General features: G+C 33.0%; 28 protein-coding genes and 1 pseudogene. All 29 read left to right on the top strand.

Translation table 11 applies throughout. From position 1 onward, the window contains the following. Positions 1–134 precede the first annotated feature (134 nt). The gene (locus IPI99_04040; protein MBK7339683.1) at positions 135–1,244 is read left to right on the top strand and encodes a DUF262 domain-containing protein; all 1,110 of its coding nucleotides are present in this window, start codon (positions 135–137) and stop codon (positions 1,242–1,244) included. Further along, complete coding sequence (locus IPI99_04035) at positions 1,245–1,892, top strand: hypothetical protein (GenBank protein ID MBK7339682.1); 648 nt, start codon at positions 1,245–1,247, stop codon at positions 1,890–1,892. 146 nt (positions 1,893–2,038) lie between these two features. Next, the gene (locus tag IPI99_04030) at positions 2,039–2,533 is read left to right on the top strand and encodes a hypothetical protein (GenBank protein MBK7339681.1); all 495 of its coding nucleotides are present in this window, start codon (positions 2,039–2,041) and stop codon (positions 2,531–2,533) included. Beyond that, complete coding sequence (locus IPI99_04025; protein MBK7339680.1) at positions 2,523–2,972, top strand: hypothetical protein; 450 nt, start codon at positions 2,523–2,525, stop codon at positions 2,970–2,972. Before IPI99_04030 ends, IPI99_04025 begins: the two co-directional genes overlap by 11 nt. Continuing rightward, entirely contained in the window at positions 2,969–3,523 is a 555-nt protein-coding gene (locus IPI99_04020; protein ID MBK7339679.1) for a hypothetical protein, read from the top strand. The genes IPI99_04025 and IPI99_04020 overlap by 4 nt, the downstream gene beginning before the upstream one ends. Before the next feature lie 150 nt (positions 3,524–3,673). Next, positions 3,674–4,375: a hypothetical protein gene (locus IPI99_04015; protein ID MBK7339678.1), complete on the top strand. Its 702-nt coding sequence runs from the start codon at positions 3,674–3,676 to the stop codon at positions 4,373–4,375. 437 nt (positions 4,376–4,812) lie between these two features. Beyond that, complete coding sequence (locus IPI99_04010; protein ID MBK7339677.1) at positions 4,813–5,070, top strand: hypothetical protein; 258 nt, start codon at positions 4,813–4,815, stop codon at positions 5,068–5,070. 250 nt (positions 5,071–5,320) lie between these two features. After that, positions 5,321–7,477 carry a prolyl oligopeptidase family serine peptidase gene (locus IPI99_04005; protein MBK7339676.1) on the top strand — a complete coding sequence of 719 codons (2,157 nt, stop codon included), beginning with the start codon at positions 5,321–5,323 and terminating at the stop codon, positions 7,475–7,477. 633 nt (positions 7,478–8,110) lie between these two features. Further along, a complete protein-coding gene (locus IPI99_04000) occupies positions 8,111–8,803 on the top strand; it encodes a hypothetical protein (protein ID MBK7339675.1) in 693 nt (230 codons plus the stop codon). Positions 8,804–9,453: 650 nt separating this feature from the next. Then, a pseudogene (locus tag IPI99_03995) lies at positions 9,454–10,914 on the top strand (IS1182 family transposase). A 208-nt stretch (positions 10,915–11,122) separates the two neighbouring features. After that, positions 11,123–11,371 carry a hypothetical protein gene (locus tag IPI99_03990; protein ID MBK7339674.1) on the top strand — a complete coding sequence of 83 codons (249 nt, stop codon included), beginning with the start codon at positions 11,123–11,125 and terminating at the stop codon, positions 11,369–11,371. 177 nt (positions 11,372–11,548) lie between these two features. Continuing rightward, a complete protein-coding gene (locus IPI99_03985; protein MBK7339673.1) occupies positions 11,549–11,899 on the top strand; it encodes a hypothetical protein in 351 nt (116 codons plus the stop codon). A gap of 171 nt (positions 11,900–12,070) precedes the next feature. After that, positions 12,071–12,295 carry a type II toxin-antitoxin system HicB family antitoxin gene (locus tag IPI99_03980; protein ID MBK7339672.1) on the top strand — a complete coding sequence of 75 codons (225 nt, stop codon included), beginning with the start codon at positions 12,071–12,073 and terminating at the stop codon, positions 12,293–12,295. A 6-nt stretch (positions 12,296–12,301) separates the two neighbouring features. Then, positions 12,302–12,511: a type II toxin-antitoxin system HicA family toxin gene (locus IPI99_03975; protein ID MBK7339671.1), complete on the top strand. Its 210-nt coding sequence runs from the start codon at positions 12,302–12,304 to the stop codon at positions 12,509–12,511. Positions 12,512–13,043: 532 nt separating this feature from the next. Further along, the gene (locus IPI99_03970) at positions 13,044–13,304 is read left to right on the top strand and encodes a hypothetical protein (GenBank protein MBK7339670.1); all 261 of its coding nucleotides are present in this window, start codon (positions 13,044–13,046) and stop codon (positions 13,302–13,304) included. A gap of 860 nt (positions 13,305–14,164) precedes the next feature. Continuing rightward, positions 14,165–14,587 (top strand): EamA family transporter, encoded by a 423-nt coding sequence (locus IPI99_03965; protein MBK7339669.1) that lies wholly within the window; start codon positions 14,165–14,167, stop codon positions 14,585–14,587. Positions 14,588–14,828: 241 nt separating this feature from the next. Beyond that, complete coding sequence (locus IPI99_03960) at positions 14,829–15,347, top strand: DinB family protein (protein ID MBK7339668.1); 519 nt, start codon at positions 14,829–14,831, stop codon at positions 15,345–15,347. Positions 15,348–15,875: 528 nt separating this feature from the next. Further along, positions 15,876–16,613 carry a hypothetical protein gene (locus IPI99_03955; protein MBK7339667.1) on the top strand — a complete coding sequence of 246 codons (738 nt, stop codon included), beginning with the start codon at positions 15,876–15,878 and terminating at the stop codon, positions 16,611–16,613. A 372-nt stretch (positions 16,614–16,985) separates the two neighbouring features. Further along, positions 16,986–17,219, top strand: coding sequence for a thioredoxin family protein (locus IPI99_03950; protein ID MBK7339666.1), 234 nt, complete (start codon positions 16,986–16,988; stop codon positions 17,217–17,219). 130 nt (positions 17,220–17,349) lie between these two features. Next, positions 17,350–17,613: a DUF2024 family protein gene (locus tag IPI99_03945; protein MBK7339665.1), complete on the top strand. Its 264-nt coding sequence runs from the start codon at positions 17,350–17,352 to the stop codon at positions 17,611–17,613. A gap of 271 nt (positions 17,614–17,884) precedes the next feature. Continuing rightward, positions 17,885–18,502, top strand: a complete 618-nt coding sequence (locus tag IPI99_03940) for a winged helix-turn-helix transcriptional regulator (protein MBK7339664.1) — start codon at positions 17,885–17,887, stop codon at positions 18,500–18,502. Between the two features lie 690 nt (positions 18,503–19,192). After that, positions 19,193–19,933, top strand: a complete 741-nt coding sequence (locus IPI99_03935) for a class I SAM-dependent methyltransferase (GenBank protein ID MBK7339663.1) — start codon at positions 19,193–19,195, stop codon at positions 19,931–19,933. Between the two features lie 549 nt (positions 19,934–20,482). After that, positions 20,483–20,779, top strand: a complete 297-nt coding sequence (locus IPI99_03930) for a hypothetical protein (GenBank protein MBK7339662.1) — start codon at positions 20,483–20,485, stop codon at positions 20,777–20,779. Positions 20,780–20,810: 31 nt separating this feature from the next. Next, the gene (locus IPI99_03925) at positions 20,811–21,188 is read left to right on the top strand and encodes a DoxX family protein (protein ID MBK7339661.1); all 378 of its coding nucleotides are present in this window, start codon (positions 20,811–20,813) and stop codon (positions 21,186–21,188) included. Positions 21,189–21,190: 2 nt separating this feature from the next. Beyond that, complete coding sequence (locus tag IPI99_03920) at positions 21,191–21,775, top strand: YdeI/OmpD-associated family protein (GenBank protein MBK7339660.1); 585 nt, start codon at positions 21,191–21,193, stop codon at positions 21,773–21,775. A 620-nt stretch (positions 21,776–22,395) separates the two neighbouring features. Continuing rightward, the gene (locus tag IPI99_03915) at positions 22,396–22,956 is read left to right on the top strand and encodes a helix-turn-helix transcriptional regulator (protein ID MBK7339659.1); all 561 of its coding nucleotides are present in this window, start codon (positions 22,396–22,398) and stop codon (positions 22,954–22,956) included. 84 nt (positions 22,957–23,040) lie between these two features. Beyond that, a complete protein-coding gene (locus IPI99_03910) occupies positions 23,041–25,458 on the top strand; it encodes a copper-translocating P-type ATPase (GenBank protein MBK7339658.1) in 2,418 nt (805 codons plus the stop codon). Beyond that, on the top strand, positions 25,455–25,703 hold the full coding sequence (locus IPI99_03905; protein MBK7339657.1) for a hypothetical protein: 249 nt from the start codon (positions 25,455–25,457) through the stop codon (positions 25,701–25,703). Before IPI99_03910 ends, IPI99_03905 begins: the two co-directional genes overlap by 4 nt. 92 nt (positions 25,704–25,795) lie before the next feature. Then, positions 25,796–26,023, top strand: coding sequence for a hypothetical protein (locus IPI99_03900; protein ID MBK7339656.1), 228 nt, complete (start codon positions 25,796–25,798; stop codon positions 26,021–26,023). Positions 26,024–26,026: the final 3 nt, after the last annotated feature.

The raw sequence follows: 26,026 nt of genomic DNA, 5'->3' as shown, positions 1-26,026 counted from the left end.
AATTGAGCATTTGGAATTCTAAGAGCAAAGTACTATTTTTGGGAATTGTGCATCAAGAGCCCCACCTGCACAAAGCCAAGATCGTTAGGCACAAGCATAAGACAACGACAACATAATTATTGATTAAATTTAAAATGGAAATAGAAACCAATTTACAAAAAGAAATAGCTGAAAAAAGAACAGAGTTCAAATCTGAAAGTTATCCTATGTCAATAGGGGAACTTATCAATCTTTATGAGAAAGGTGAGATTATGATAAACCCAGACTTTCAGCGTTACTTTAGATGGACTGATATTCAAAAGTCTCGCTTAATAGAATCAATTCTTTTAGGGATACCAATTCCTTCAATATTTGTATTTCAACGCGAAGACGGAATTTGGGAAGTTGTAGACGGTCTTCAACGGATTTCAACACTTATTCAATTTATGAGCGAACTTCCCAAGTTGGAAGACATACCCCAGAAGGGACGATTAAAACTTCAAGCAACAAAATACCTTCCAAGTCTAGAAAGTGTAGTTTGGGAAGCTAAATCAGCTGATGAAATAGAATTGCCTACTTCGCTTAAACTCTTTATTAAGAGAGCCAAGTTGAATTTTTCAATTATTCTTAGTGATTCAGGCAAAAATTCGAAATTTGATATCTTCCAGAGATTAAATACAGGTGGGACATACGCTTCTGACCAAGAAGTGAGAAATAGTGTGATGATAATGGTCAATAAACCAACTTTTCTATGGTTTAAAAAATTAGCCTCGAACTCAAACTTTTTAGAAACTATTTCTTTATCCGACAGATTAGCAGATGAGCAATATCCAATGGAACTTGTTTTAAGACACATTGCATTAACTCATTTCGAATATTCGAATAAAAAGGAATTAAGCGACTATTTTGATGATATAATAGAGATTATTTTAGCAGACCAAAGTTTTCCGTTTGACAAGTATGAAGAACAGTTCAATCAAACTTTTGAACTGTTAAATTTACTGGAAGGTGAAAATGTATTTAAAAGATACGATGGTAGTGCTTTCAAAGGGAAATTCTTGGAATCAGCCTTTGAAGCCATTTCTGTTGGTATTGCTACAAATTATAGTAGTTATGATTTGCCAAATTACAATGATTTTTTAAAGGAAAAAATCAAACAACTACATACACGAGAAGAATTTAGAAAGTATACAGGTTCGGGCTCTAATGCCAGAACGAGAATTCCGAAAGTGGTTCCATTTGCAAAGGAATTTTTCTCCAAATAAATGGCAAAAAATTTATTTACATATGATGGCTTATCAAAAAAGCTTTATGACGAATTTTCTTGGAGAAGAAAGGAGTTAACCCTATTAAAAAGTAAAATACCTTTAGAACGAAATTCTTTACAATGTGCAATGCTACGTTCTTCTTTACCATTATTATATGCTCATTGGGAAGGATTCGTAAAACTAACGATGTCTTACTATTTAGAATTTGTTTCAAAAAAGCATTTGAAACATAATGAGTTAAAAAGCACATTTATAGCCCTTTCATTACAAAATAAGCTTGGTGATTTGAACAATAGTAGTATAGAAAACAGGACTAAAATAATTGACTTTGTATTTAACGAAATTGATAAGCAGTCAAATATTCCTAAAAAGAATATTATAAATACCAAATCAAATTTAAAGTATGAAGTGTTGAAAGAAATTTTATTCATACTTGACCTAGATGACCCACATATTGACAGTAAAAAAGACTTAATAAATGACTTGGTAACTCAAAGAAACCATATTGCCCACGGTGAACAACAGCTTATAGACTACGAAACTTATGAAAACTTTTTTAATGACATTATTGCTTTGATGGACTTTTTAAAAACTACAATTGAAAATAATGCAGTACAAGAGAAATATAAAAATGCCAGTGCCTAACAGCACCTACCCAAAAGTGGCGGTTCAGTGGTTAAATCAAGCTTTGTGCTTCTATCAAAGTTTGTGCTTGGTTGACAGTGAAGTGCTTCGAAATCGCCACCTTCGGGTAGCTGCAAACCGTTGTAGGGCATTAGAAATAAGTAAAAATGGAAGAAAAGGAATATAAAATTGGCAATGCCACAGAGTTTTCAAAGGATGAAATTGCAGCTTTTAAGAAAATTGTCATTGAAGCTGGCGAAGTGAGCTCTGAAACTTTTGACGGTTTAATTTCTAAAAACCCAGTCTTATTATTTTATCCAGATACAAAAAAAATTGAAGCCATTGGAGCCCTTAAGATCCCCAATGAATCTTATAAGAACAGGGTTTTGGCAAAATCTGAATCTACTGTTAATATGGATGACTATGAATTTGAACTTGGCTGGATTGTTTGCTTGAATGAAGAGAAAGGAATTGGACAAAAAATAACAAGTGCTTTAGCAACATACAATTCAAAACAATATGCCACCGTAAGAAAAGAGAATGCAAAAATGAATCATATCCTTCAAAAATTTGGCTTTAGTCAAGTCGGAAAATCTTATAAGTCTGATAGGGGTGATTATGAAAATAACCTTTACATAAAAGATAATTCAAATGGACAATAGATTTTTGAAATTGGAAGTAATCTGGAAAGATGATGATATGTTTGAACTTCAAATTTCTGTTGATAATGGTAGGTACTCTGGTCGAACTGAAGTTTATGAAACCAAGGACTCGCTACTACCATTTGCTATTAGTTTAAAGGGTTACCCAAACAGTTTGGAAAGTCTAATTCATAGGTGTGGGGAGAAAGATAGCTATGCATATTTTGAAATGAAGTTTTATCAAATAGGCTCTACTGGAATTGTAGGGGTTCATATTTCAATTGAAGAAAATGTTACCACAGAATACAGAGAAGAAGAAAAGGATAAATTGAAATTGGAACTAATTGTTGAACCTAATGCAATTGATAAATTTCAGAAAGAGCTTGTGAATTTGGCTCAAACAGAGCAAGGAATTGCTGAGTTAATAGCAATTAGCAGGTACACGAATAATATTAAATGAAAAGAAAACGCCCTACAACATTGGCTATGACGACAGACTCCCTATCGGTCGTCCGTCGCATAGCCTTGACGTTATGTGGTATAAAAGAAGAAATGGGAGTATCAAGAACTATTACAATCAAAGTATATTCGAACATTGAAACATCATTTGAGCTAACTGAGAAGTTACTTGTGGGATTTTGGATTAGTTCTCGTTCAACATCAATAAATACATTTTATAACGATGATACGGATAATGACATTCTTCCAAAGACCATTCGATTTGATGAACTAGAATCACTTTTTAACAGAAGATCGAATTTGAAAAAGGTGAATACCATTTCATTTTCGGTAGAAAAAATAGGTGAAGAGTTAATATTATCTATAAAATGTCTTGAGAACACATTCAACGATGACAAAAAGTATGAAATATGGATTAGTCCAGGTGGTGCTCATAAACTAGAGAAATATGAACGGAACACCGATTTTTCATACTATCTGAACTTAATATTGCCAAGGTTTAAAGAAATAGGTTGTTATCCAATCGAGATAAAATGCGAAGATTTTGGCTAAAAGCAATTTTAAAAATAAAATACACCACATAACAATGTACATGACGATCATGTCGGCTAAACGCCGCCACGCCGCATGTACTTGCCGTTATGTGCCATTTTAAAAAACAGATATTTGAGTTGGTTTGACAAAATAAAAAAGCAGACGACAATGGTCGACAATTCCCCTGAATTAAGAAAGGGAGAAATCAAGACTATTTTATTAAATCAAGTCGACAAATTTTCGCCAGACTTCTCATTCCACTCATATAAAAATGGACAATATGTTTTCTGCCGACAAAGAACTTATAAAAATCATATTGTCCTTGAGACATTGCAAATATCATTTGGACTGAAAGACAAGAACTTTTCCTGCTCAGTAGCTTCTCGTCTTAATCATGCCTATTTAAATTCTGGGAATTATAACGGCGGACTTATTAATCCCCATGTGGACTTAATTGCCCTAAAAAGAGACAAGAGTTTAATTCCAATTGAAGAAGCTTATTATTTTCACAATGGACATGTTGCCACAACAACAAAAGTGACAGAACAAATACTTAACGATTTCGTTTCGTTCGGCCTTTCCTTTATTGACGGACAATACAAACAACTTCAGAACAACGAACTTATCAATGTAGGCCTCGAAATTATAAGTAAACTTAAATACGATTCCGCAAAATTGAAAACTGAAATCGAAGCAGAGTTACAAAAAGGCGGACACTTAATTTCCTGCATCAAACACCCTTTATATATCGACCTTAAAGAGGCTCTTCAGGCGATTCCAAATCAGACCCGAGAGGATAGAAAAGAAATTCCTCGACTAGCATTCGACTTGATTGAACTTTATTATGCAGACAACAAAAACGGCACATAACATTTAGCCGTATAGAAGAAAGCCCAAAGGAAAAATACAATAGAAAGCTAATCGTCACTTACAGATAATGATAAAATAAAACTACAACGGGCTTTCTGCTATAAAGCTGAGAGAAGGGTCTCTCAGTTCTCTCATCAGATGCATCTCTATGCATCTGGTCTTGAATAAAATTCAAGACTTCATTCGTTCATTTTCAACGAGACCTCTTCTTAGGTGTCATAGTATATCAATTGAGTTTTTTTTAGGTCAAGCTTTTACTTTTTTAGTAGTACAATTATTAGTTTTTTTTATAGCTTCGCCACAGAAAAATCTACATTAATTTTTCTGTAAGTAAATGTATAACAATATTTATTTAGGGTAATTTTCATGGAATGTCGATGTTTATTAATGGAGAGCCTTTGTTTTGTATGGTCTGGACATCGATCAAAATGCCGTTGATGCAAATACTTGTTTTGATCAGGATTAATTTTCCAGTTTTGCAGATGGGACATAGACTTATGTCAATTCCTGTTTTGATCAATACGCGCAAAAGAACTGGTACTTCAACTTTTGGAATTGGTGATGGCAAATCAGTTGATCATACAAGTTTACTATACGCAACTTTTTTCCTCGGTGTGACAAATATCCGGCAGGACGTGTATAATCCGGAGCAAGGCTTACCACCAAAGAAAGTTCACTTTTGGATAAGCAAGTAGTAAGTTGATTAACAAAATAGTCACAAGAAAGACCCGAATTTTTCTCAAAACTGGCTTGTTTTATGCCTGTGGGAGCTCTTATATTTTGTGCAAACTATTCGGCGGTACATAAAAATCTTGTCTTTATCACGTCCAAAATTCGGTTATATGAAATTTTACCGGGTGATTTATGCATTTGAAAACAAAAAAATGGTATTTTCACAGTCTGACGTTCCCTGCTATTTTAACATGACATTTTAAACATAACGATATGCAAAAAAAAATAACATTAAAAGTATTAATCTTTTTAGCTTTTGCTCAAACTGCAAAAGCACAATTCAACTATCCAACAACAAAAGAAATCCCCGTAGTTGACAATTATTTTGGCACCAAAATTACCGACAATTATCGGTGGCTTGAAAACCTTGAAGACACTGCTGTTATGACTTGGATTAAAGTACAAGCCGACTTTTCAAATAATCTAATTAACAAAATAAGTGGCAGAGATATTTTACTAAAAAGATTAAAAGAATATCAACAAATGGGTGGTGATGTTTTTGGTAAAATAATTCAGTGTGGCAGCACTTACTATTATGCAAAAACTACAAAAGGGGCAAACCTTAGCAAACTATATTTAAGAATGTTACCCGATGGCAAGGAAGAACTTTTGTTTGACCCAGAAAGTATAGGCAAGAGCACACAACTTATAGATTTTATTGCTGATGATAATGGTAATAAAATAGCAATAAAACTTTCAAGTGGTGGTGCAGAAATTTGCCAGGCAAGAATATTTGATATAAAAACCAAAAAGTTATTAGATGATAATTTTGGTCCAATTTGGAGTGAGTTTCCTATCCAATTTACATCAAATGCTACTGAAATTATTTACACTAAAATGAAAAGTACGGACAATAAAAGTGATGATGTTTTAAAATATATGGATGTGTATTTGCATACAATAGGTACTTATGCTACAAACGATAAACTTTTATTTTCAAGAGAAAAATATAAAGAACTGAATGTATTGCCCGAAAGATTTCCAAGTATTATTGTTTCTGATGACAATAAATATTTATTTTTAAATATAGGTTCAGTAAAAAGAGAATCATTGGTTTATTTTGCACCTGTTGACGAATTGCATAAAGAGAAAATTAATTGGAAGCCCTTAATAAAATATGAAGATGAGATAACCGAGTTTTATCCAATAGGAAATCAACTTTTCTTTTTATCGCATAAAAATGCACCCAAGTTTAAGGTAGGTGTAACCAGTTTACTAAATCCAAATTTTGATAAAGCAAAGATAATTGTAGTAGAAGGCAAAGACGTGATTACCGGTATTCAAAAAACTAAAAACTATATTATTTATGCAACAAGCAATGGACTTACCAAAGAAAAACATTTGATAGACCCTAAAACCTTAACAACTAAAAAATTGCTATTACCTCAAGGAATAAATGGCTCATCGCCTTTTAATGAAACTTCAAACGACAGATTAATTGTATACAATACTAATTGGCTTTCGCCTTATTCGATTTACGAATATGATGTAGCAAAAAATACAATACTTAAAAGTAAATGGTTTGATATGAATGGAAGCTATCCTGATTTTGCAAAAGACATTGCAATTAAAGAAGTTGAAGTAAAAAGTCATGATGGAGTTTTAGTACCACTTTCAATTTTATACCCAAAGAATATTAAATTTGATGGTAATGCTCCCTGCTATCTTACAGGTTATGGTGCTTATGGCAGTTCTTCTCAACCAAGCTTTATTGACATTATGGCAATACTTTTAGAGCAGGGTTGCAGCATTGCTTTTGCACACGTAAGGGGTGGCGGCGAAAAGGGAGAAGAATGGCATCAAGCTGGAATGAAAGCTACAAAACCTAACACTTGGAAAGATTTTATAGCTTGTGCAGAATATTTAATTAAAGAAAAATATACATCACCGCAGAAACTAATCGGAGAAGGAATGAGTGCAGGTGGAATATTAATTGGTAGAGCCATTACTGAAAGACCTGATTTGTTTGCAGTAGCAATAGATGAAGTTGGAGTAACAAATGCTTTAAGGTCAGAAACTACGCCAAATGGCGACAATCAAATTCCAGAAATGGGGTCAATAAAAGTAGAAGAAGAATGCAAGTCTTTAATAGAAATGGATGCACAAAGCAAAGTGGTTAAAGACACAAAATATCCTGCTGTCTTTGTAAGAAGTGGGATGAATGATGCAAGAGTCGTTCCTTGGATGCCAGCAAAGTTTGCAGCAGTTTTACAAAATAGTACTAGCTCTAATAAACCAGTATTGCTCTATGTAAATTATGGTAATGGACACTTTACATCAGATGTAGATGAAAATTTTAAAGAGTTTGCTGATATGGTAAGCTTTTCGTTGTGGCAAGTTGGACACCCAAGTTTTAAGAAAGCAGACTAAGAAAAATATCAGGCAATATTGGTTCCTATGTAAAGCAGTATTCCCTTTGCAAAAGTAAATAATGCTGCGATATGTATATTTTTTTAGTTCATGTTTTTTTAGTTCATATTATTTTAAAGAAGGCAGCAAAAAAAATGTGGTAAACTATCTTGGGCATTTGAAAGAAATATGCAAATTTCAAGCAATTTAAACTGTGATTTACGACTGCTGGATCTTAGAACTTTCTGCCTACTAAGATGCTAAGCAGCTATTTGTACCTTCAGCACTTTTTTATACCTTTAAAGCTGATTGACGCATCAAATTGAGGGATGATTTGATATCCAATATATGCAGTCAGCTCTGATTCTTAAATTACTCAAAACTACTGAAATTTATACCCCGATAACAGATGTAAACAATACAAAATAATCAGTAAAATTAAAATTAGACAAATTTATAGCAAATAACCTATATTTGTCAACTGTTCTAAATCAATACATATAAAAAAACAACATAACCAATTTCAACTTCATAGCGCAAAGCTCTCCTACAAAAAGAAACTTGCGTATATTTCTCGGATAATAGTAGATTGCCGCAAGTTTAAACTTGCGTAAAGCAGATTGTTATGCTACATTAAAATAAAATTTAAAATCTATGAGTAAACAAATAGACGATAAACTTTACCTTAGAATTTTACAACTTGGTCGTGAAAATTTGACCAACGGATTAAAATTCAATTCTTTAATATCAACACTTCAACAAGAAGGTTACACTATTAACAACTGCACTAATCGTTCTATAAGAGAATGGTTTTACAATTCTTTCTTTCACGAAGAAGCTCATTGTCAAAACGGAAACTTCAACAACGTTCAAGAACTTGACAATCATAAAAATTGTGGATTTGTTCTTAAAGCTGATACATGTATGAAACTTCTTCAATTTGAAGAATCAGAAAAATCCAATAAACAAATTGAAGTATTAACAAGCCAAACCGAAATATATCAAAAACAAGTTGAACTTCTTCAAGTTCAGCTTTCACTTAGTCAACAATTATCAACCGAATCGAAACAAGAATCAACCATTGCTAAAAATCTCGCTTATGGTTCAATTTTTATATCACTTTTATGTGGAATCCCTGACTTATTGTCTCTCACCAAAGATAATGATATAGATCATTTACCCACAAAAATCGAAGAAACCATAAACCAATTACCGTCCACCACAACCAAAACCAATCAACTACTCGAACATTTGGTTGTTGATAGTCAAAAGGATAGTATGTATTTAAAAGCCATAAACGAATCTTTGAAAACATTGAATAACAATTTAAAACGTGATAAAAAATAAACTAAGCATAACATTGTATTCCTGCCCATAGCTGCATTCAGCTTCGGTCGAGCCTACTTTTTTAATTTTGTATTCAACTTTATCGCTGCCTCCTTTGGCAGCTACGGCGTGAATACTTCGCCGTTATGGACGATCTAAGCCATTACATAACGGCATGTTTAAACAAAACGAAATAAGGACGCCTAAGCGATTTTGCATTACTATAGTCAAGCAAATCATAATTGCAATACTTTATTATCCTTAACGAATTCAAGAGTTCAAACATGACGAATTAATAATGCTTCACATTGTATAAATTAACAAAAACTAGACATTCCGTTCAGGCGTCCTTTACGTGATGGCATAAATTATTGCAAACCATTGTAGTAATATTCAAACAACATGAAGTGTGATGGCTTACAAAATGGCAATCGTTTCTTGCTTTACAAACTTCGCTTAGACCGGTCCATAACAGCGGTTTGTCTCAATGGCGATCAATAAAAACTTAAGTGAAAAATAAAGTTGACTGTTTAAATAAAAACTAATAAATTTGTTCTCGGTAAATCGCCACTGCGACAAGCCGCGAAGCGTCAGGTTGTGAAAAAACTACCATAAAAATTAATATAAATAAATCGTAGCTATATTCATTGTAATCTGTATTTTTATACATTATGAATCATGTTACCGGCATACCAAGATTACAAATGCAAATGAGTTCATTGGAAGACTCAATAGGACAGGATAATCCCGTTCGATTTATTGACGCATTTGTAGAGCAATTAGATTTGTTAAAACTTGGATTTGAAGTAAAGACTTTAAAGAATGAGGGTCGACCAAGTTTTGAATCTGCTACACTTCTTAGAATTTATTTGTATGGCTATTTAAATGGTTTGAGAAGTAGTCGCCGATTAGAAACAGAATGCTGTCGCAATATCGAACTTCAGTGGTTAACATTAGGCTTGAAACCAAATTATCATACCATTGCTGATTTCAGAAAAGACAATCCTAAAGCATTAAAAAACGTGTTCAAATTATTTGTTTCATTTTTGAAGGATATCGATTTAGTCAGTGGACAAGTTGTTGCTATTGATGGCACAAAGTCAAGAGCCCACAACAGCAAAAAGAATAATTACAATCAAAAGAAAATTGAGAGACATTTAGCCTATATTGAAGAGAAAAGTACGGAATACATCAATCTACTTGAACAAAACGATTCCCAGGACGACTTAATCAAAGTTTCTGACATCCAAGAAAAAATAAATAGACTTAAGAAGAACAAAATTAAGTATGAAATTCTTCAGGAACAACTCCTTTCTACAAACGAACCACAGATAAGTACTACTGATCCGGATTCCAGAGCATTGTTGGTTCATGGACAAGTCGTAGAGGTATGTTACAATGTCCAAACTGCGGTTGATGAAAAACATAAATTGGTCATTGCCACTCATACCATAAATCGCAATGACCGGAATGCCTTAACCGATATCGCACTCGAAGCAAAAGCAAATTTAGCTGCAGATAATTTTATTGCTATTCTAGATAAAGGCTATCACAATGGGCGAGAAATTCAGCAATGCAAAGATGCAAATATTGTTACAATCGTTGCACCTTCTGAAATAGTGAATAGCAACACACATGGAACCACACCAGAATACGTAGTAACGAATTTCATTTATAATGAAGAAAGCGATTGTTATACATGCCCACAAGGAAATATTTTAAATACAACCGGTTCCTGGCATAAAAAATCAAGAGATAATCATAACAGTTATAGATTTAAAAAATACCGAACACCCGACTGTAAAACATGTCCGGTAAAACATCTCTGTACAGGTAGAGCAAGTGGAGGCAGAGAAATAGAGAGAAGTGAATTTGCTTCTGCGGTGGAAGAGAACAATAAACGCTATAAAGACAATGCAGTATTGTACCGTAAGCGACAAGAAATTAATGAGCATATCTTTGGAACCATAAAAAGAAAATGGGGATATTATTACACCAACCTTAAAGGATTAGTAAAAGTCAATGGTGAACACAGTTTAATAATGCTTGTATACAACATCAAACGATGTTTCTCTATACTAGGGGTTCCGATGCTTATCGAAAAATTGAGAAATTGGGTTTCTCCTTACAAGAAAGACCCTAATTTTTCTCAAAACTGGCTTGTTTTAAGCCTTTGGGAGAGCTTATTTTTTTGTAACCTACTCGGCGGTCTATAAAAATAGTGCCTTTATCATGTCTAAAATTAGGTTATATGAAATTTTACCGGGTGATTTATGCATTTGAAAACAAAAAATATGGTATTTTCACAGTCTGACGTTTTCTGAATATAAAAATCAATAAATGAGACTTATTCTCCTATTATTTATAATTAATATCAGCAGTCAAGCACTTTGTCAAAAATTATTATTTGATACCTTATTAGTTGATTCTACAACTAAAATAATAGGCAGATATCCGCATAATGACGATGACAAGACCTTTGGTATGTTTAATTTTATTCTTGAGGATTCAATCGAAATTGTTAAATTTATCAAGAATACTAAATTAGGGAAAGAAGTTGAAAATTCTAGTGAAGTGCCAAATTTTTGACTTACTGTTGTGAAAAACTACAGAGAAATTGGAATGTGGACTATAAATCCAACATTAAAAAGCGCCATGACCCATGATGGAAGTACATATAAATTCGATTTCAAGCAAATTAAATATTTAAATTCTCACTTTCCGTTCGATTATTATCTCGAAAAAATAGTATTTGACAGTAAGTTAATGTACAATATTTATTTTCAAGAGCAAAAAAACAACCCGAATTTTCTGTTTGTTTATTGGCCAACATTTAAATATGAGGGCAGTTTTGAAATTGAGTTTATAAAATCAACAAAATTTCCTAACCCAAAAGCAATTAGTGAATTTTTAGATCCACATATTAAAAAAATTGTCAATACTGAAGATTATAGAATTGAATATATTGTAAATGAAAGAAATACAAACAATGTAAACCAATTCACTATGACAATTTCAGGCTCCAAAAAGCTTTTCAACGAATTGAAAATTCCCGGATTAAATAATGATAATTGGCAGCCAACGCAAGAAACTGGTTATTTCTTCTATAAAAAATGAAATTTCAGATAACATGAGATTGATTCAAGCAGAGCAAACCAGTTTTCAATTCAGAAAAAGTCGTAAATTTGACTTGAAATTGTTACTTATGGCAGCCATCGAAAAATGCTCTGCCTGCATCAATCTCAGAACCGTTATGGGAGATATCAAAAAATTCACTAAATTTGCTCTATGCACAGAAAAATAGAATTAACAGCAGTAATAGAAAAGGAGGACAATATGTATATATCTCTTTGTCCTGAATTAGATATTGCAAGTCAAGGTGATACACCAGATGAGGCAAAATCAAACCTTGTTGAAGCTCTTGAATTATTTTATGAGACAGCCTCCGAAACTGAAATAACTAGAAGATTGCACAACGAATTGCAAATTTCAAGGGTTACAGTTAATATCTAATTTTTAATGAGAACATTATCAGGTAAGGACATCTGCTTAATATTGTCAAACCATGGGTTTATAAAAGTCAGGCAGAAAGGAAGTCATGTAATAATGCAAAAACTTACGGAGAATTCAACGATAACTGTTCCAGTACCGGTGCATAAAGAAATTAAAATTGGAACATTACATTCGATAATAAGACAATCAGAACTTACAAAGCGAGACTTTGAATGATACCTCCCATAACATTTAGCCGTATAGAAGAAAGCCCAAAGGAAATATACAATAAAAAGCTAATCGTCACTTACAGATAATGATAAAATAAAACTACAAAGGGCTTTCTGCTATAAAGCGGAGAGAAGGGTCTCTCAGTTCACTCATCAGATGCATCTCTATGCATCTGGTCTTGAATAAAATTCAAGACTTCATTCGTAAGCTGAGAGAAGGATCTCTCAGTTCTCTCATCAGATGCATCTCTATGCATCTGGTCTTGAATAAAATTCAAGACTTCATTCGTTCATTTTCAACGAGACCTCTTCTTAGGTGTCATAGTATATCAATTGAGTTTTTTTTGGTCAAGCTTCTACCTTTTTAGTGGTACAATTATTAGTTTTTTTTGCATCGCTTCGCCACAGAAAATTTTGCATTAATTTTTCTGGAAGTAAATGTATAACAATTTATTTAGGGTAATTTTCATGGAATGTCGATGTTTATTAATGGAGAGCCTTTGTTTTGTATGGTCTTGACATCGATCAAAATGCCGTTGATGCAAATACTTGTTTTGATCAAGATTAATTTTCCAATTTTGCAGATGGGGCACAGACTGATGTCAATTCCTGTTTTGATCAACATGCACAAAAGAACTGCTATATCAACTTTTGGCATTGGTGATGGCAAATCAGTTGATCATACAAATTTGCTATACGCAGCATTTTTCCTCGGTGTGACAAATATCCGGCATGACGTGTATCATTCGGAGCAAAGGTTCCCACCACAGAAAGTTCACTTTTGGATAAGCAAGTGGTAAGTTGATTACCGGAATAGTCACAAAAAAGACCCTAGCTTTTCTCAAAATTGACTTGTTTTAAGCCTGTGGGAGTTCTTATTTTTTTGCAAATATTCGGCGGTCTATAAAAATAATGCCTTTATCATGTCTAAAATTCGGTTATATTAAATTTTACCAGGTGTTTAATGCATTTGAAAACAGAAAATATGGTATTTTCACAGTCTGATGTCAGGTTGTGAAAAAACTACCAAAAAATTAATATAATTAAATCGTGGCAATATTAATTGTAATGTATATTTTTATACATTATGAATCATGTTACCGGCATACCAAGATTACAAATGCGGATGAGTCCATTGGAAGACTCACTAGGACAGAATAATCCTGTTTGATTTATTGACACATTAGTTTTGATTTTGCTGACATGTTTACTGAGATTATTTTCTACTATTATTTATCCTAATTTATCAATTCACTAAAACACTAAAGTTTTTTGGGGACCATTCCGGAATCCAGCTGGCTGAATACTTATCCATAAAGGAACTTCCTTGGTGGAATTCTTATCTTCAAATTGGTTGGGAACATTTTTTCAGAATTATGCTTATAAGCATAAGAATACCTGGTTTTAACTTTCAACATTAATGATAATCAGGAAAAATTGAATAAACTTGTCTGAATCACCTTGCCTTCCATGAAAGCTTAACCTTATAAAATATGCAAGCAAGATTTCTTATGGACATTATGGCCTCTCTAATTAAAATATTGATACCTTTAATGTACTTTTACTCAAGAATATTAATGTCTCTAATCAAAATAGATATTTATGTTTAGAAGTATTATATTTAAGTTACCAAGAACCTCAAGAAACAACAAAGTTAATAGTGAAACAATATCAATTTTATGCTTTAATCTCCATGCTTTTTGCAGGTTTGACCTCTGTTGTGGCAAAAGCAGGGCTTAAAAATGTAAGTGCTGACACCGGCCTTGCGATTAGAACAAGTTTTGTATTCGCATTTATTTGGATAAACATTTTTGTGTTCAATCAAATAAAGGACTTTTTGAACTTAACTCTAAAAGACGTTTCCTTTTTAGGAGTATCTGCTTTGACAACGACAGTTTCCTGGATATTCTACTACAAAGCTATAAAAATTGGCCAAGTTTCAGAAGTTGCACTAATTGACAAAGCAAGTATTATAATAACAATAATCCTTTCATTCTTATTTTTACAGGAACAATTAACTTGGAAAATTTGTATAGGAGCAATTTTGATTTTAAGCGGGTTAATCACTATAGTTTGGAAATAAGATTTTAAATAGAATTGAAAATAGTCCAGTTTATAGGGGGTTAGTGCATTTCTTTGAAAGGACTTCCTGGTAAGTGTATCTCTTATTGAAGCAGGGATGATGACTTATCTCATTTTAGTGATCATGAATTGTAACCTTACTTATATATAATATTTTTACTTTTGTATAAAGTTTGGCAATTTTGCCATTGTAATTAAAGCATGGATTTGCTTTATTTTAGGTTGAGTTAATTATAGTAAAGATGAAAATTAAAAGACCAGAGCAGCAAGAGTATGATCCTTATTTTAAAGCTTATATTGATTTGGTCGATTTAGGTGATTTTGAGACAATGTTTGCAGATAATACAAAAAGGACGATCGATTTTTTTGCAAATATTCCACCGGATAAGCATAATTATAAATATGGAGGTGATAAGTGGACAATAAAGGAGGTATTAATGCATATTATAGACACTGAGCGAGTATTTGCGTATAGAGCTCTTGTTTGCATCAGAGGAGATTACAAAACAGTTTTTTATAGTATGGACGACAAACTTTACGCATCAAACGTGAACGTAGCATCTAGGAGCATGAACAGTTTAATTAATGAATTCCAGGTCGTGCGGCAGAATTCCGGGCTTCTGTTTCAAAATATAACTGAGGAGCAAAGCAAATTTTTAGGAAAAGGTGTTAGCAGTAATTTCAGTGCGAGGGCCCTGGCATGGATTATGATGGGACATATCCTACACCATATAAATGTCATTCAAGAGCGATATTTGTAATGAAAGTTTAGCATGATAGGATTGAATTTGACTAAGGAATCTATTCTATTTTAGATCGGCAGGTTTAATATTCCCAATTTTAAGCTACATTACACACAAACCGAAATCCATAGAATATTAGGCGCTCCAACCGGAAGTTTGATGTATCACGCACAGTTTTTACCGGAAAAGTTAGATGATTTAACTATGCTAGCGGCAAGCTGAGAAACCCTTGGATAAGATTATTTAGCCTGAGCATGCAGCGAACAACAGTTTATTTAGTGACTAAATACCCGAGCAACAAGGATTTATAGTTAGAATGGACCTTCAGTCTGCTGATTGTAACTTATTGATTCATAATTTCTTGAATTCTAAAAAACAGCGTGTTGAGGTTTGCAACTCTTCTAAAAATCATTAAATTTGCCTTATTAAATGGAAAATGTAGCTGTATGAGTGATATCTAAAGAGGAAGTGGATATGTATGGTAGCCTGTAATTTATTACAGGTAAACTTTATTTAAAACTTGCTGAATTATTTAAAATTATCCAAATGAGAATATTTATAAGTCTATTAGTATTAGTGGTTTTCATCAATCAAAATGTGAAAGCTCAAAATGAAGAACGTAAATCAAGCTTAAGTGAAATAAGGAAGAACAAATATCAAATCGAAATCGGATTTCGAACATTCAAAAGTGTTTTTGATAATACAGCTTCTGCATCTATCATTTTTAAGACGAAGTTTAGCCGAGGTAAATTGATTGACTTGAATTCAGTAAATTATTTGAGAACTTATCTTACATTAAGTTCTCAAATCAAATTCAAAAATGACACTTTTTTGCAAGTTACTAATTCATTGAATTTTCGATCCAATATTGATTTTACTTTGGGATTTGGTCTGGAAAAGCAATTTCAAAATAAGCGATTTGTTCACTATTTTGGATGTGACATTTATGGAAGTTATTTTAAAGGTGGATATAATCAATATTATATTATTATATTGAATAGTAATTCTGAAAAGTTTTTATATACATATGAAAAGAGAGTTCAAGTCGGGGTTATCCCTTTTTTAGGTTTGAAATACTATTTTACAAGTCAGTTCCATTTGGGAGTAGAAACAGGTTTGTCAGTTGCTTACTATGATTCAAAATTTGAAAATACGTATTATGAAAAATACATTGTGCTCGGAAATGCAACTATTACAGCAACGGATTTTCATTCAAATCATGAAAATGGATTAAAGATTAATTATTTAGGAATTAGAAATTTATTAATTGGATATTCATTTTAGTTATTGCCACTTAGACAAATATTTTTTTTTGCATTCATTCAATTTAAAGACAAATGTTGACTATTTCTGTCATTTACGCTTAAAGAATAATTGTTTATAATTTATTAATTAAAGCTCAGGTATTTGTCAGCTGATTTTGAGCAATTCGTAAGGATATCTTTAAGATTGCTCCGATTCTGCCGCTTTGAAGGGTTCTATGACTATAATTATGGAACAGAGTATTGGTTCAACAGCATATATTAGATAAAAGGATATTAATATTTTGAATATGAGGAGCCAAAAATAGTTGGAGAAATAAAATAATTGTAAATGTTAGGATAACTAACTATATTTGCGTGGACAATTTCGTCGAACCATAAAAATTAGTTAAAAATGAGTAAATCAGTATTCTATCATGCCGGATGTCCAGTGTGTATTAGTGCAGAACATGACATTATTGGATTGCTTGGTGCGGACAAAGTAGAGGTAGTTCATTTGGGCAGCGAAAAGTCCCGTGTATCCGAAGCCGAAAGTGCCGGGGTGAAATCGGTACCGGCATTAGTGACGCCTAATGGAAATGTGTTGCATATTAATTTCGGTGCGTCAATTGTAGACGTAAAAGCATAGTATTTCTGCCCAATAAAAATGGAATCATTATCTTTATTGGGAAATATTTTTTCAGTTAGGTGGTAAATGTTCTAACTACAATTTTCCAATTTCAGTAAAGAACCAATACCGCTATTAAGTATTAAGTAGTATGAAGGTAGCAGTTTGGGACAGCTATGTCACCAAAACAAATGGCATGATAATGCATTTTGATATTCTGGTTCCTGTAGAAATAAAAGATCAATCAATAGTTTATAATTATGGAAAAGAGTATTTGAAATCCAAGGGGCAAGGCTCTCAGGAATTCACAGCAAAAGAATGTAGTTTTTGTCACGTTGAAGTCTTAAAGCCAAGCTGGGAGGCAGATATTTTAGTCAAAGGGTATATTATTGTTGAATTAGATAATTGTGAATAAATCAATAGATTTCATTATATAACTTAGAATTACATTGGGTTTTAAGTGAGATCAAAATCACAACATTTTCATGCGACAAATTTTCAAGATAAGTTTGGGTAAAAATGGGAAATATTATATATTGTGCATGTTAGATTTTTATGTTTACCGGATTCAAAGAGTTAGAGACAGATCAGATTAAAAAAACAAAATTTTTGTGATACCGAGAAATATTTTAGGAGTAAGTTAAACGGATTAAAGACACGACAACTTTAAACATTATAACACATATATGAGTAAATCAGTATTCGATCTGAATAATCAGAATTCCAGCATTGAAAATAAAATCGTTTGTTCATTAGAAAGAGTTTCGCAAGCTTTTAGGGTATTACTATGGAATGAAAGTAAAGAATATTCTTTAAGTCCAATACAGGTACAAGTTCTTATATTTTTATTAACCCATTCGGACGAAAAGCATAAGGTGAGTTATTTGGCAGATGAGTTTAATATGACCAAAGCAACTCTAAGTGAAACAGTCAAAACTCTGGAACACAAAGAACTTATCTACAAAGTTTTTGAACCTTATGACTCTAGAAGTTACATCATTCATCTTACAAAGAAAGGTCGTGTAATTGCAGAGAAGTCTTCGGTGTTTTCTGAGCAAATACAAGTGCCAATTGACAAATTGTCGTCTGGCGATAAAGAACGTCTGTTATTGAGCTTATTGGATATCATTCGCCATCTCAATAAGGCTAGAATTATCACTATTCAACGTATGTGTTATACCTGTCACTACTATGAGTCGAACGCAAAAGGCCAAGATCATTTTTGCAGGCTCATGAATATAAAGTTGTCGGAAATAGATTTGCGGATAGATTGTCCGGAACATAAACTCTTATCGCCAGAGTAACATGACTTCGGACGATAATAATAATGTTTCCGACATTTAAAGAGTTTAATGCATGAATTATCGGGTATTGACAAAAGCAAAATATAACTTAAAACAGAATATTCTTTTATTAGAATGGCATTATATTTTCCAAGCGGAAAGAATATTATTTGCAAATTCTAACTTGTCCATAATTGAGAGGCATACATAGAATTGGAGATCAATTAAAATATTCTGGCGGCGAGTTAAGTAATAATCCATAATGCAACTTTAGGAATGTGTATTATACCTTAAAGCAAAAACATTTAAATTTTGGTATTTGCACCTGTAAAATAGTGCTTATTTCAGATTACAAAATTCCAATTATTTTCATTTGAGTTAACCTAAATTCAGCGTTGAACTAAAGAACTGATTGAAATAATTGGTGGTAGAAGTAGGATCATGATTTTGTTCGGAACATTGAGTTCCATTATCTTTAGGATTTTACTTAAAGTAGGTGATTGAAATTTTATTGTGAATTTTTGAAAGTCAGAATCTTGAGATATTTAGTCAACAAAATAAATATATTATTTCATCCTGTGTACAGTTAATTTAGGAAGCTTTATCTTTGTAGTATAATTGATTTTAAAAAAATATATCTTACTTTATTCCTTGTTGGGGAATTCGTAAATGATAAAATGAATTAGTGTTAACAAAAATTAATCCCAAAATTTGAAAGACAATTTTTCAACACGGTCTGACAACTATGCAAAATTTAGGCCGACTTACCCATCTGAACTTTTTCAGTTCATTTATTCTAAGTTAGAAAGCAGGAAAAATGCCTGGGACTGTGGAACAGGAAACGGACAAGTTGCATTGGAACTGGCCAAGTCATTTGAATCCGTATTTGCGACTGATATAAGTAAATCACAGATTGAAAATGCCTTTAAAGTTAACAATATTCACTATTCAGTTCAGCCGGCAGAAAAAACCAATTTTGAGTCTGGTATTTTTGATTTAATCATGGTAGCTCAAGCAATACACTGGTTTGATTTTGATAAATTTTATAACGAAGTTTATCGAACAGCAATTGATAATTCATGGATTTGTGTGGTTGGTTACGGAAAATTGTCAGTTTCTAAGGAAGTAGATAGCATCATAGATGATTTATACCATAATATTTTAGGACTATATTGGGATAAAGAACGAACTTATATTGAAGAGAAATACAAGACCATTCCTTTTCCTTTTGCCGAAATCAAAGTCCCGGATTTTTCCATTCAACTCAGTTGGTCTTTTGATCAATTGATTGGATATTTAAACACATGGTCAGCTGCAAAACATTTTATAGAAGAGAGAAACTTTAATCCAATAGAAAACTTACAAAGAAAAATGGAAAAAGTATGGGATGATGGACTTAGCAAGCAAATTGATTTTCCTTTACTTTTTCGAATGGGTCAGGTTCAAAAATGATTTCTAGTTGGCTAAACAACACCTTAAATCATTTTTCTTAAGCTTTGATTTACGTCTTTAGTATTTATAATAACAGAGAAAATGGAGCTGTGGAATTTATTTTATATATTGATGCGACGAAGATCTTATTTTTGATAAAATCAATTATAGTTAAAAAGGAATCTTTTTCGCTGTTAGTATCTTATGACTTTTGTTTATTTTGATTTTTTACATTTAGGTGTATTGGAATTGATTAATGCATTATATTTGTAGTTCAATGAATGTTACGAAGGCTGAGCAAAAGGTTTTGGCTTATTGAAGATTCGTTCAGTTTGTAAAAAAATTAATATTTACTTGGAAGAATTCCTGCTTGTTGAATATATTTGTCTCAATGGAATGATCTTTGTTTTTTTTTTGGTAAACAGGGCAATGGAAAATTTAGCTGGCGCATATAATAGGGATAGGATTATCTGATTTTAATTTATCTATTTGTAAGTCCGCCATTAAAATTAGTATTGGAAATTATTGATGAGTTATAATATTGTAAAACTTTAATTAGATAAATTTAGAATGGATAAGAAGTATTTTGTTTTGCACTTGTTACCCTCAAGACCAGATTTTGCTCAGACTATGTCGGATGACGAAACAGCAATTATGATGGAGCATATTGGGTACTGGACTGAAAAAATGAATCTTGGAAAAGTTCTTGTATTTGGTCCTGTTTTAGATCCTAGAGCAGTTTATGGACTTGGCATCGTTGCAGTGGATAGTGAGCAGGAAGTAGAAGAATTCATTGCCAATGATCCAGCTGGAAAGATAAATAAATATGAGTATTTCCCAATGAGAGCAATGGTTCCAACAATGTGATTAACTACGTAAATATAAAATTTATTACAAAATGAAAAGAAGGAATCTGGTTATTTACTGGATAGCTACGGCACTATTTGCTTTCGGGATGACAGCAAGTGGAATTTCTCAAATCCTAGGATTAAAGGAAATGAATGAAATAATGATCCATTTAGGCTACCCTTTATACTTAATGCCATTGTTAGGTGTTTGGAAATTGATGGGAGTAATCGCTGTATTAGTGCCAAACTATAAATTGGTGAAGGAGTGGTCTTATGCAGGTTTCTTTTTTCTGTTATCAGGAGCCCTTGTTTCTCATATCGTCATGGGTGATAGCGGAAAATCAATATTAGGTCCCTTGTTCCAAATTATTTTTTTATGTATTTCTTGGTATTTTCGACCTGAAAACCGTAAACTCAAAACATTTTAATGATGGCCAAGAATCCTGAGGTAAATTGGTTTTTTGAACAAAATACAAAATGGCGCGAAGCTTATTGTGAATTGAGAGAAGTACTGATTAGCTCAGAATTGACGGAAGAACTGAAATGGGGAACTCCATGCTATACACTTGGGAAACAGAACGTAGTGTTGATTCATGGATTTAAGGATTATTGCGCGTTACTTTTTATGAAAGGTGCAATCATGGATGATCCAAATAATATATTGATTCAACAGACAAAGAATGTCCAGGCTGCTCGACAGATAAGATTTTCAAATCTTATAGATTTGTTAAAGCAAAAGACCGTTCTATTTTCCTATATAAAAAATGCTATTGATGTTGAGAAATCCAAGGTCAAGATTGAGTTGAAGAAAACTTCCGAGTACATTATACCTGAAGAATTTAAATTGGCATTAGAAGAAGTAAAAGGTCTGAACGAAGCTTTTTTAAAGCTTACACCTGGTCGTCAAAGAGCTTATATATTGTACTTTTCTTCTGCAATACAATCTAAAACCAGAGTGGATCGAATTGAGAAGTACGCCAGCAGAATTCTTGAGGGTATAGGATTAAACGACTAATTTATCCTGAGAATAGGGTTAAATTCTGGTCTATTATACTAAACCAAGTGGTTGGGAATCCTTTGTTAATGTTTTATTTGTGGGATAGATTGGGGAAACATGGAGCTCCTTCAATTCAAATAGAGTATGCATAGTGTCGTCCAGCTCATATGTTAACTTATATTGAGAACTATAGTTAATTGAACAAGCTACTGGTTCTATTGAGTGGGCCTAAATACTCTTAATATCCATTCTTGAACTACTGGTATAAATGATCAGAAAACTATACATTTGCACTAACCCATGACTTGATATCATCAGAGGAGACAAGAAGTTAACAGGAAGTATATTTTGCATTTACATCTGGCTGAGGGGTTGAACAATCTGCTGTTTCAATTAAAATGAGTTATATTATTTGAGCTGTTACATTTGTCGATGTTGAAAACTTTTATTAGTTTTATTTCAAATCTAAAATAAAGATCAATTCAATTCATTTAGCAATAGGAATTTTCAGTTTATAGAAGCAATAAATGTATAACTTTAAAAGCAAGTTATTTAAACTGTTAAATTAAAATTATTATACCTTTTCATGTGATGTTAGTTAATTGAATTTGTATGATTTTATATTTTTGAAGATAAGGATGAAAATTTATATTAAAAATATGGTTTGTAATCGCTGCATTATGGTAGTAAAAAGCGAACTTGAAAAACTTGGCTTTACTCCACTGAGTTTGGTATTAGGTGAAGTTGAGATCCATGAAAATTTGGAAGATTATCAAAAATCTATTATCAACAGGCATTTACAATCATTTGGATTTGAATTGATAGACGATAAGAAAAGTCGCATTATCGAAAGAATAAAGAATAGAATTATCGACTTGGTGCACAAGCAGGATAACGACATTAGAGAGAATCTTTCAGCTCTGTTGAGCCGGGAATTGCATCATGATTACAATTATTTATCCAATCTTTTTTCAGAAGTCGAAGGAACAACAATTGAAAAATATTTTATCGCTCAAAAAATTGAAAGAATTAAAGAACTGTTGGTATATGATGAATTGTCATTGAGTGAAATAGCTTTTCGATTGAATTATTCTAGCGTTGCTTATTTGAGCAATCAATTTAAAAAAGTTACAGGATTAACGCCAAGTCATTTTAAGCAATTGGGAGGAGATAGAAGAAAGCCATTGGATAAAGTGTAAATAGTACAAATCAAATACAGAATTTCACAAAGAATAATTCATGAAACATTTCCAATTTTGCAATGTCAATAAGACTGAATGGAAATGGCAGAAAATAAATTAAATAGTTTGATCTATATTCCTCTGGAAGGAGTTGACAGCGAACATTGCGCATTCATTGTCGATAAAGCTTTGTCACAAGTGAAGGGAGTCAAAACCCACAAAGTGGAGTTGAACAACCAAATGGCAGTGATTACGACTGATTTTCCGGAAGTAATAAGTGAAATAGTTCGGTCTATCAGGAATCTGGGTTATGGGGTTTCAACCGTAAAGAAAGCTCTTCCGGTGTTGGGTATGAGCTGTGCTTCCTGTGCGGTCAGTACAGAAAACATTGTAAAACAACAACAAGGCGTTGTTTATGCATCCGTAAATTTTGCAAACAATGAGCTTACTGTTGAGTATTTACCTCATGTAACAGACACTGACAAGCTACAGAAAGCAGTACAATCAATAGGATATGATTTGATGATGGATTCTAAAGATGATGGTTTGGAAACACTGGAATCTATCCGAGAAAGAAAATTTAAGGAACTTAGGATAAAAACGATTTGGTCTGCTCTACTTTCATTGCCTGTATTTATCATTGGAATGTTCTTTATGGATTGGTCCTTTGCCAATCTTTTCATGTGGGCGCTTTCCACACCTGTGGTATTTTACTTTGGAAGAGATTTTTTTACAAACGCCTTGAAACAAGCTAGACACCGTTCAGCAAATATGGATACTCTGGTGGCATTAAGCACAGGAATTGCATACGTATTTAGTGTGTTCAATCTTTTGTTTGCAGACTTTTTACATCAAAAAGGGTTCCAATCGCATGTATATTTTGAATCAGCATCTGTTATTATTGCATTTATTTTGTTCGGAAAATATTTGGAGGAAAGAGCTAAGAGTTACACATCATCAGCGATCAAAAATTTGATGAGTTTGCAAGCCAAAACTGTTACACTTGTTCTTCCTGATGGCACAGTAAAATTAACGGATATCGAAAAAATAAAACCAGGTAATATTTTATTGGTTAAACCTGGTGAGAAGATAGCAGTTGATGGGACGATTATTTCTGGCAGTTCTTACGTGGATGAGAGTATGTTGACCGGCGAATCGATTCCAGTATCCAAAAAGGAACATGAAAAAGTCTTTGCCGGGACAATAAATCAAAAAGGCAGTTTCCAGTTTCAGGCGATCAACGTGGGAGAGGATACAATGCTTTCCCAGATCATTAGAACGGTGCAAGAAGCACAAGGAAGCAAAGCTCCAGTTCAAAAACTTGTTGATAAAATATCGAGCATTTTTGTACCAGTGGTTATTGGCATAGCTGTTCTCACGTTTATTTTATGGTTTCTGATGGGAGGTGAAAACGGATTAGTTCAAGGATTATTGGCTGGCATTACTGTATTGATTATTGCATGTCCATGTGCTCTGGGATTAGCAACGCCTACCGCAATTTTAGTCGGAGTCGGCAAAGCTGCTGATCTTGGGATTTTGATCAAAGACGCCGAAAGTCTAGAGTTAGCAAAAAAGGTGGATGCAATTATTTTAGATAAAACAGGAACCATCACACTTGGTAAGCCGCAGCTTACGAACATCCAATGGTTGAATGACGACGATTCAAGTAAGGAAATTCTTTTGGGGATAGAAAAGCAATCGGAACATCCATTAGCAGAGGCCATAGTAAAATATTTAGAGCAAGTCCCTGTAAGAAAAGTATCAAACTTTATAAGTATCACAGGTAAAGGTGTAAAAGCCAATCATGGCAACGAAACCTATTGGGTCGGTAGTAAAAACTTGCTGACAGACAATAATATAAGCATTGCCACTTCACTACAATTTTTCGCAGATCTATGGAGCCGCCAATCCAAAACCTTAGTTTGGTTCGCCGATAGCAAACAGACCCTTTCTGTTATTGCAATTTCCGACCAAATCAAAACATCATCTTTAGCAGCTGTTAAGGAAATGCAAGAGATGTACCTAGAGGTGTATATGCTTACCGGGGATCATGCGACTACTGCTAAAACCATAGCTGAACAATTGGGAATTAAACATTATAAATCAGAGATGTTGCCCCAAAGTAAAGCCGATTTTGTGAAAGAATTGCAGCAACAAAACAAAGTCGTCGCAATGGTTGGTGATGGAATCAATGATAGTTCTGCTCTTGCTACTGCTGATGTAAGTATTGCAATGGGCAAGGGCTCAGATATTGCTATGGATGTAGCAAAAATGACAATTATTTCTTCCGATCTAAGAAAGATACCTCAGGCAATTAAACTTTCAAGGCAGACAGTGGCAACCATCAAACAAAATTTGTTTTGGGCATTTATCTATAACGTTATCGGTATTCCGATAGCTGCAGGTATTTTGTATCCAATCAATGGTTTTTTGCTAAATCCAATGATTGCAGGAGCAGCAATGGCATTGAGCAGTGTAAGCGTGGTTAGTAACAGTTTAAGGTTGAAGTGGAAAAAATGAGTTTTTGTGGTATTGCTGCAAAATTTACTGTAAATTTCACAAATCAAGTTATAAATTCTACAACGGTTTTTGGCAGTAGTGTACTTAAATTTGCAATGCAGGAAGATCATGATGTATCAATGAAATTAAAACAGCAAGTTGACTATGTTCTTTTTAGGCATGTTTGTTATGGACATGAGTTAAAAACTGATGACGTAGTAAGTCACCATGTTTCAAATAGAATGAAGCTTCTTTACCAAATATAAAAGCAATTGTGGTGAGCGTTTAGAAAAAGATGATTATACATCTTCATAATATTTGGTTACGTGTAAACATTAAATACATAAAAATAAATACAATGGATAACAAAGAATTTCAGTTTAAAACAAATATAAATTGTAGTGGATGTGAAGCCGCAGTCAAACCCTACTTAGATCAGGAAGAAGCTGTTTGTGAGTGGAAAGTGGACACTACGAACAAGGATAAAATCCTGAAAGTAATTGCAGAAGGCATTACTGAAGATCAATTAATTGATATAGTAGAAAAAGCAGGTTTCAAAGCGATGCCTTTGACTCAATCAGTTTAAAAT

The sequence above is a fragment of the Saprospiraceae bacterium genome (genome assembly GCA_016710235.1).
Taxonomy (GTDB): domain Bacteria; phylum Bacteroidota; class Bacteroidia; order Chitinophagales; family Saprospiraceae; genus Vicinibacter.
This window is presented reverse-complemented; position numbering and strand designations above follow the sequence as displayed.

What these genes read in the sequence shown, in the direction of transcription:
- IPI99_04040 (MBK7339683.1), top strand. Translation starts at nt 135, where the DNA reads ATGGAAATAGAAACCAATTTACAAAAAGAAATAGCTGAAAAAAGAACA.
- IPI99_04035 (MBK7339682.1), top strand. Translation starts at nt 1,245, where the DNA reads ATGGCAAAAAATTTATTTACATATGATGGCTTATCAAAAAAGCTTTAT.
- IPI99_04030 (MBK7339681.1), top strand. Translation starts at nt 2,039, where the DNA reads ATGGAAGAAAAGGAATATAAAATTGGCAATGCCACAGAGTTTTCAAAG.
- IPI99_04025 (MBK7339680.1), top strand. Translation starts at nt 2,523, where the DNA reads ATGGACAATAGATTTTTGAAATTGGAAGTAATCTGGAAAGATGATGAT.
- IPI99_04020 (MBK7339679.1), top strand. Translation starts at nt 2,969, where the DNA reads ATGAAAAGAAAACGCCCTACAACATTGGCTATGACGACAGACTCCCTA.
- IPI99_04015 (MBK7339678.1), top strand. Translation starts at nt 3,674, where the DNA reads ATGGTCGACAATTCCCCTGAATTAAGAAAGGGAGAAATCAAGACTATT.
- IPI99_04010 (MBK7339677.1), top strand. Translation starts at nt 4,813, where the DNA reads ATGCAAATACTTGTTTTGATCAGGATTAATTTTCCAGTTTTGCAGATG.
- IPI99_04005 (MBK7339676.1), top strand. Translation starts at nt 5,321, where the DNA reads ATGCAAAAAAAAATAACATTAAAAGTATTAATCTTTTTAGCTTTTGCT.
- IPI99_04000 (MBK7339675.1), top strand. Translation starts at nt 8,111, where the DNA reads ATGAGTAAACAAATAGACGATAAACTTTACCTTAGAATTTTACAACTT.
- IPI99_03990 (MBK7339674.1), top strand. Translation starts at nt 11,123, where the DNA reads ATGAGACTTATTCTCCTATTATTTATAATTAATATCAGCAGTCAAGCA.
- IPI99_03985 (MBK7339673.1), top strand. Translation starts at nt 11,549, where the DNA reads ATGTACAATATTTATTTTCAAGAGCAAAAAAACAACCCGAATTTTCTG.
- IPI99_03980 (MBK7339672.1), top strand. Translation starts at nt 12,071, where the DNA reads ATGCACAGAAAAATAGAATTAACAGCAGTAATAGAAAAGGAGGACAAT.
- IPI99_03975 (MBK7339671.1), top strand. Translation starts at nt 12,302, where the DNA reads ATGAGAACATTATCAGGTAAGGACATCTGCTTAATATTGTCAAACCAT.
- IPI99_03970 (MBK7339670.1), top strand. Translation starts at nt 13,044, where the DNA reads ATGCAAATACTTGTTTTGATCAAGATTAATTTTCCAATTTTGCAGATG.
- IPI99_03960 (MBK7339668.1), top strand. Translation starts at nt 14,829, where the DNA reads ATGAAAATTAAAAGACCAGAGCAGCAAGAGTATGATCCTTATTTTAAA.
- IPI99_03955 (MBK7339667.1), top strand. Translation starts at nt 15,876, where the DNA reads ATGAGAATATTTATAAGTCTATTAGTATTAGTGGTTTTCATCAATCAA.
- IPI99_03950 (MBK7339666.1), top strand. Translation starts at nt 16,986, where the DNA reads ATGAGTAAATCAGTATTCTATCATGCCGGATGTCCAGTGTGTATTAGT.
- IPI99_03945 (MBK7339665.1), top strand. Translation starts at nt 17,350, where the DNA reads ATGAAGGTAGCAGTTTGGGACAGCTATGTCACCAAAACAAATGGCATG.
- IPI99_03940 (MBK7339664.1), top strand. Translation starts at nt 17,885, where the DNA reads ATGAGTAAATCAGTATTCGATCTGAATAATCAGAATTCCAGCATTGAA.
- IPI99_03930 (MBK7339662.1), top strand. Translation starts at nt 20,483, where the DNA reads ATGGATAAGAAGTATTTTGTTTTGCACTTGTTACCCTCAAGACCAGAT.
- IPI99_03925 (MBK7339661.1), top strand. Translation starts at nt 20,811, where the DNA reads ATGAAAAGAAGGAATCTGGTTATTTACTGGATAGCTACGGCACTATTT.
- IPI99_03920 (MBK7339660.1), top strand. Translation starts at nt 21,191, where the DNA reads ATGGCCAAGAATCCTGAGGTAAATTGGTTTTTTGAACAAAATACAAAA.
- IPI99_03915 (MBK7339659.1), top strand. Translation starts at nt 22,396, where the DNA reads ATGAAAATTTATATTAAAAATATGGTTTGTAATCGCTGCATTATGGTA.
- IPI99_03910 (MBK7339658.1), top strand. Translation starts at nt 23,041, where the DNA reads ATGGCAGAAAATAAATTAAATAGTTTGATCTATATTCCTCTGGAAGGA.
- IPI99_03905 (MBK7339657.1), top strand. Translation starts at nt 25,455, where the DNA reads ATGAGTTTTTGTGGTATTGCTGCAAAATTTACTGTAAATTTCACAAAT.
- IPI99_03900 (MBK7339656.1), top strand. Translation starts at nt 25,796, where the DNA reads ATGGATAACAAAGAATTTCAGTTTAAAACAAATATAAATTGTAGTGGA.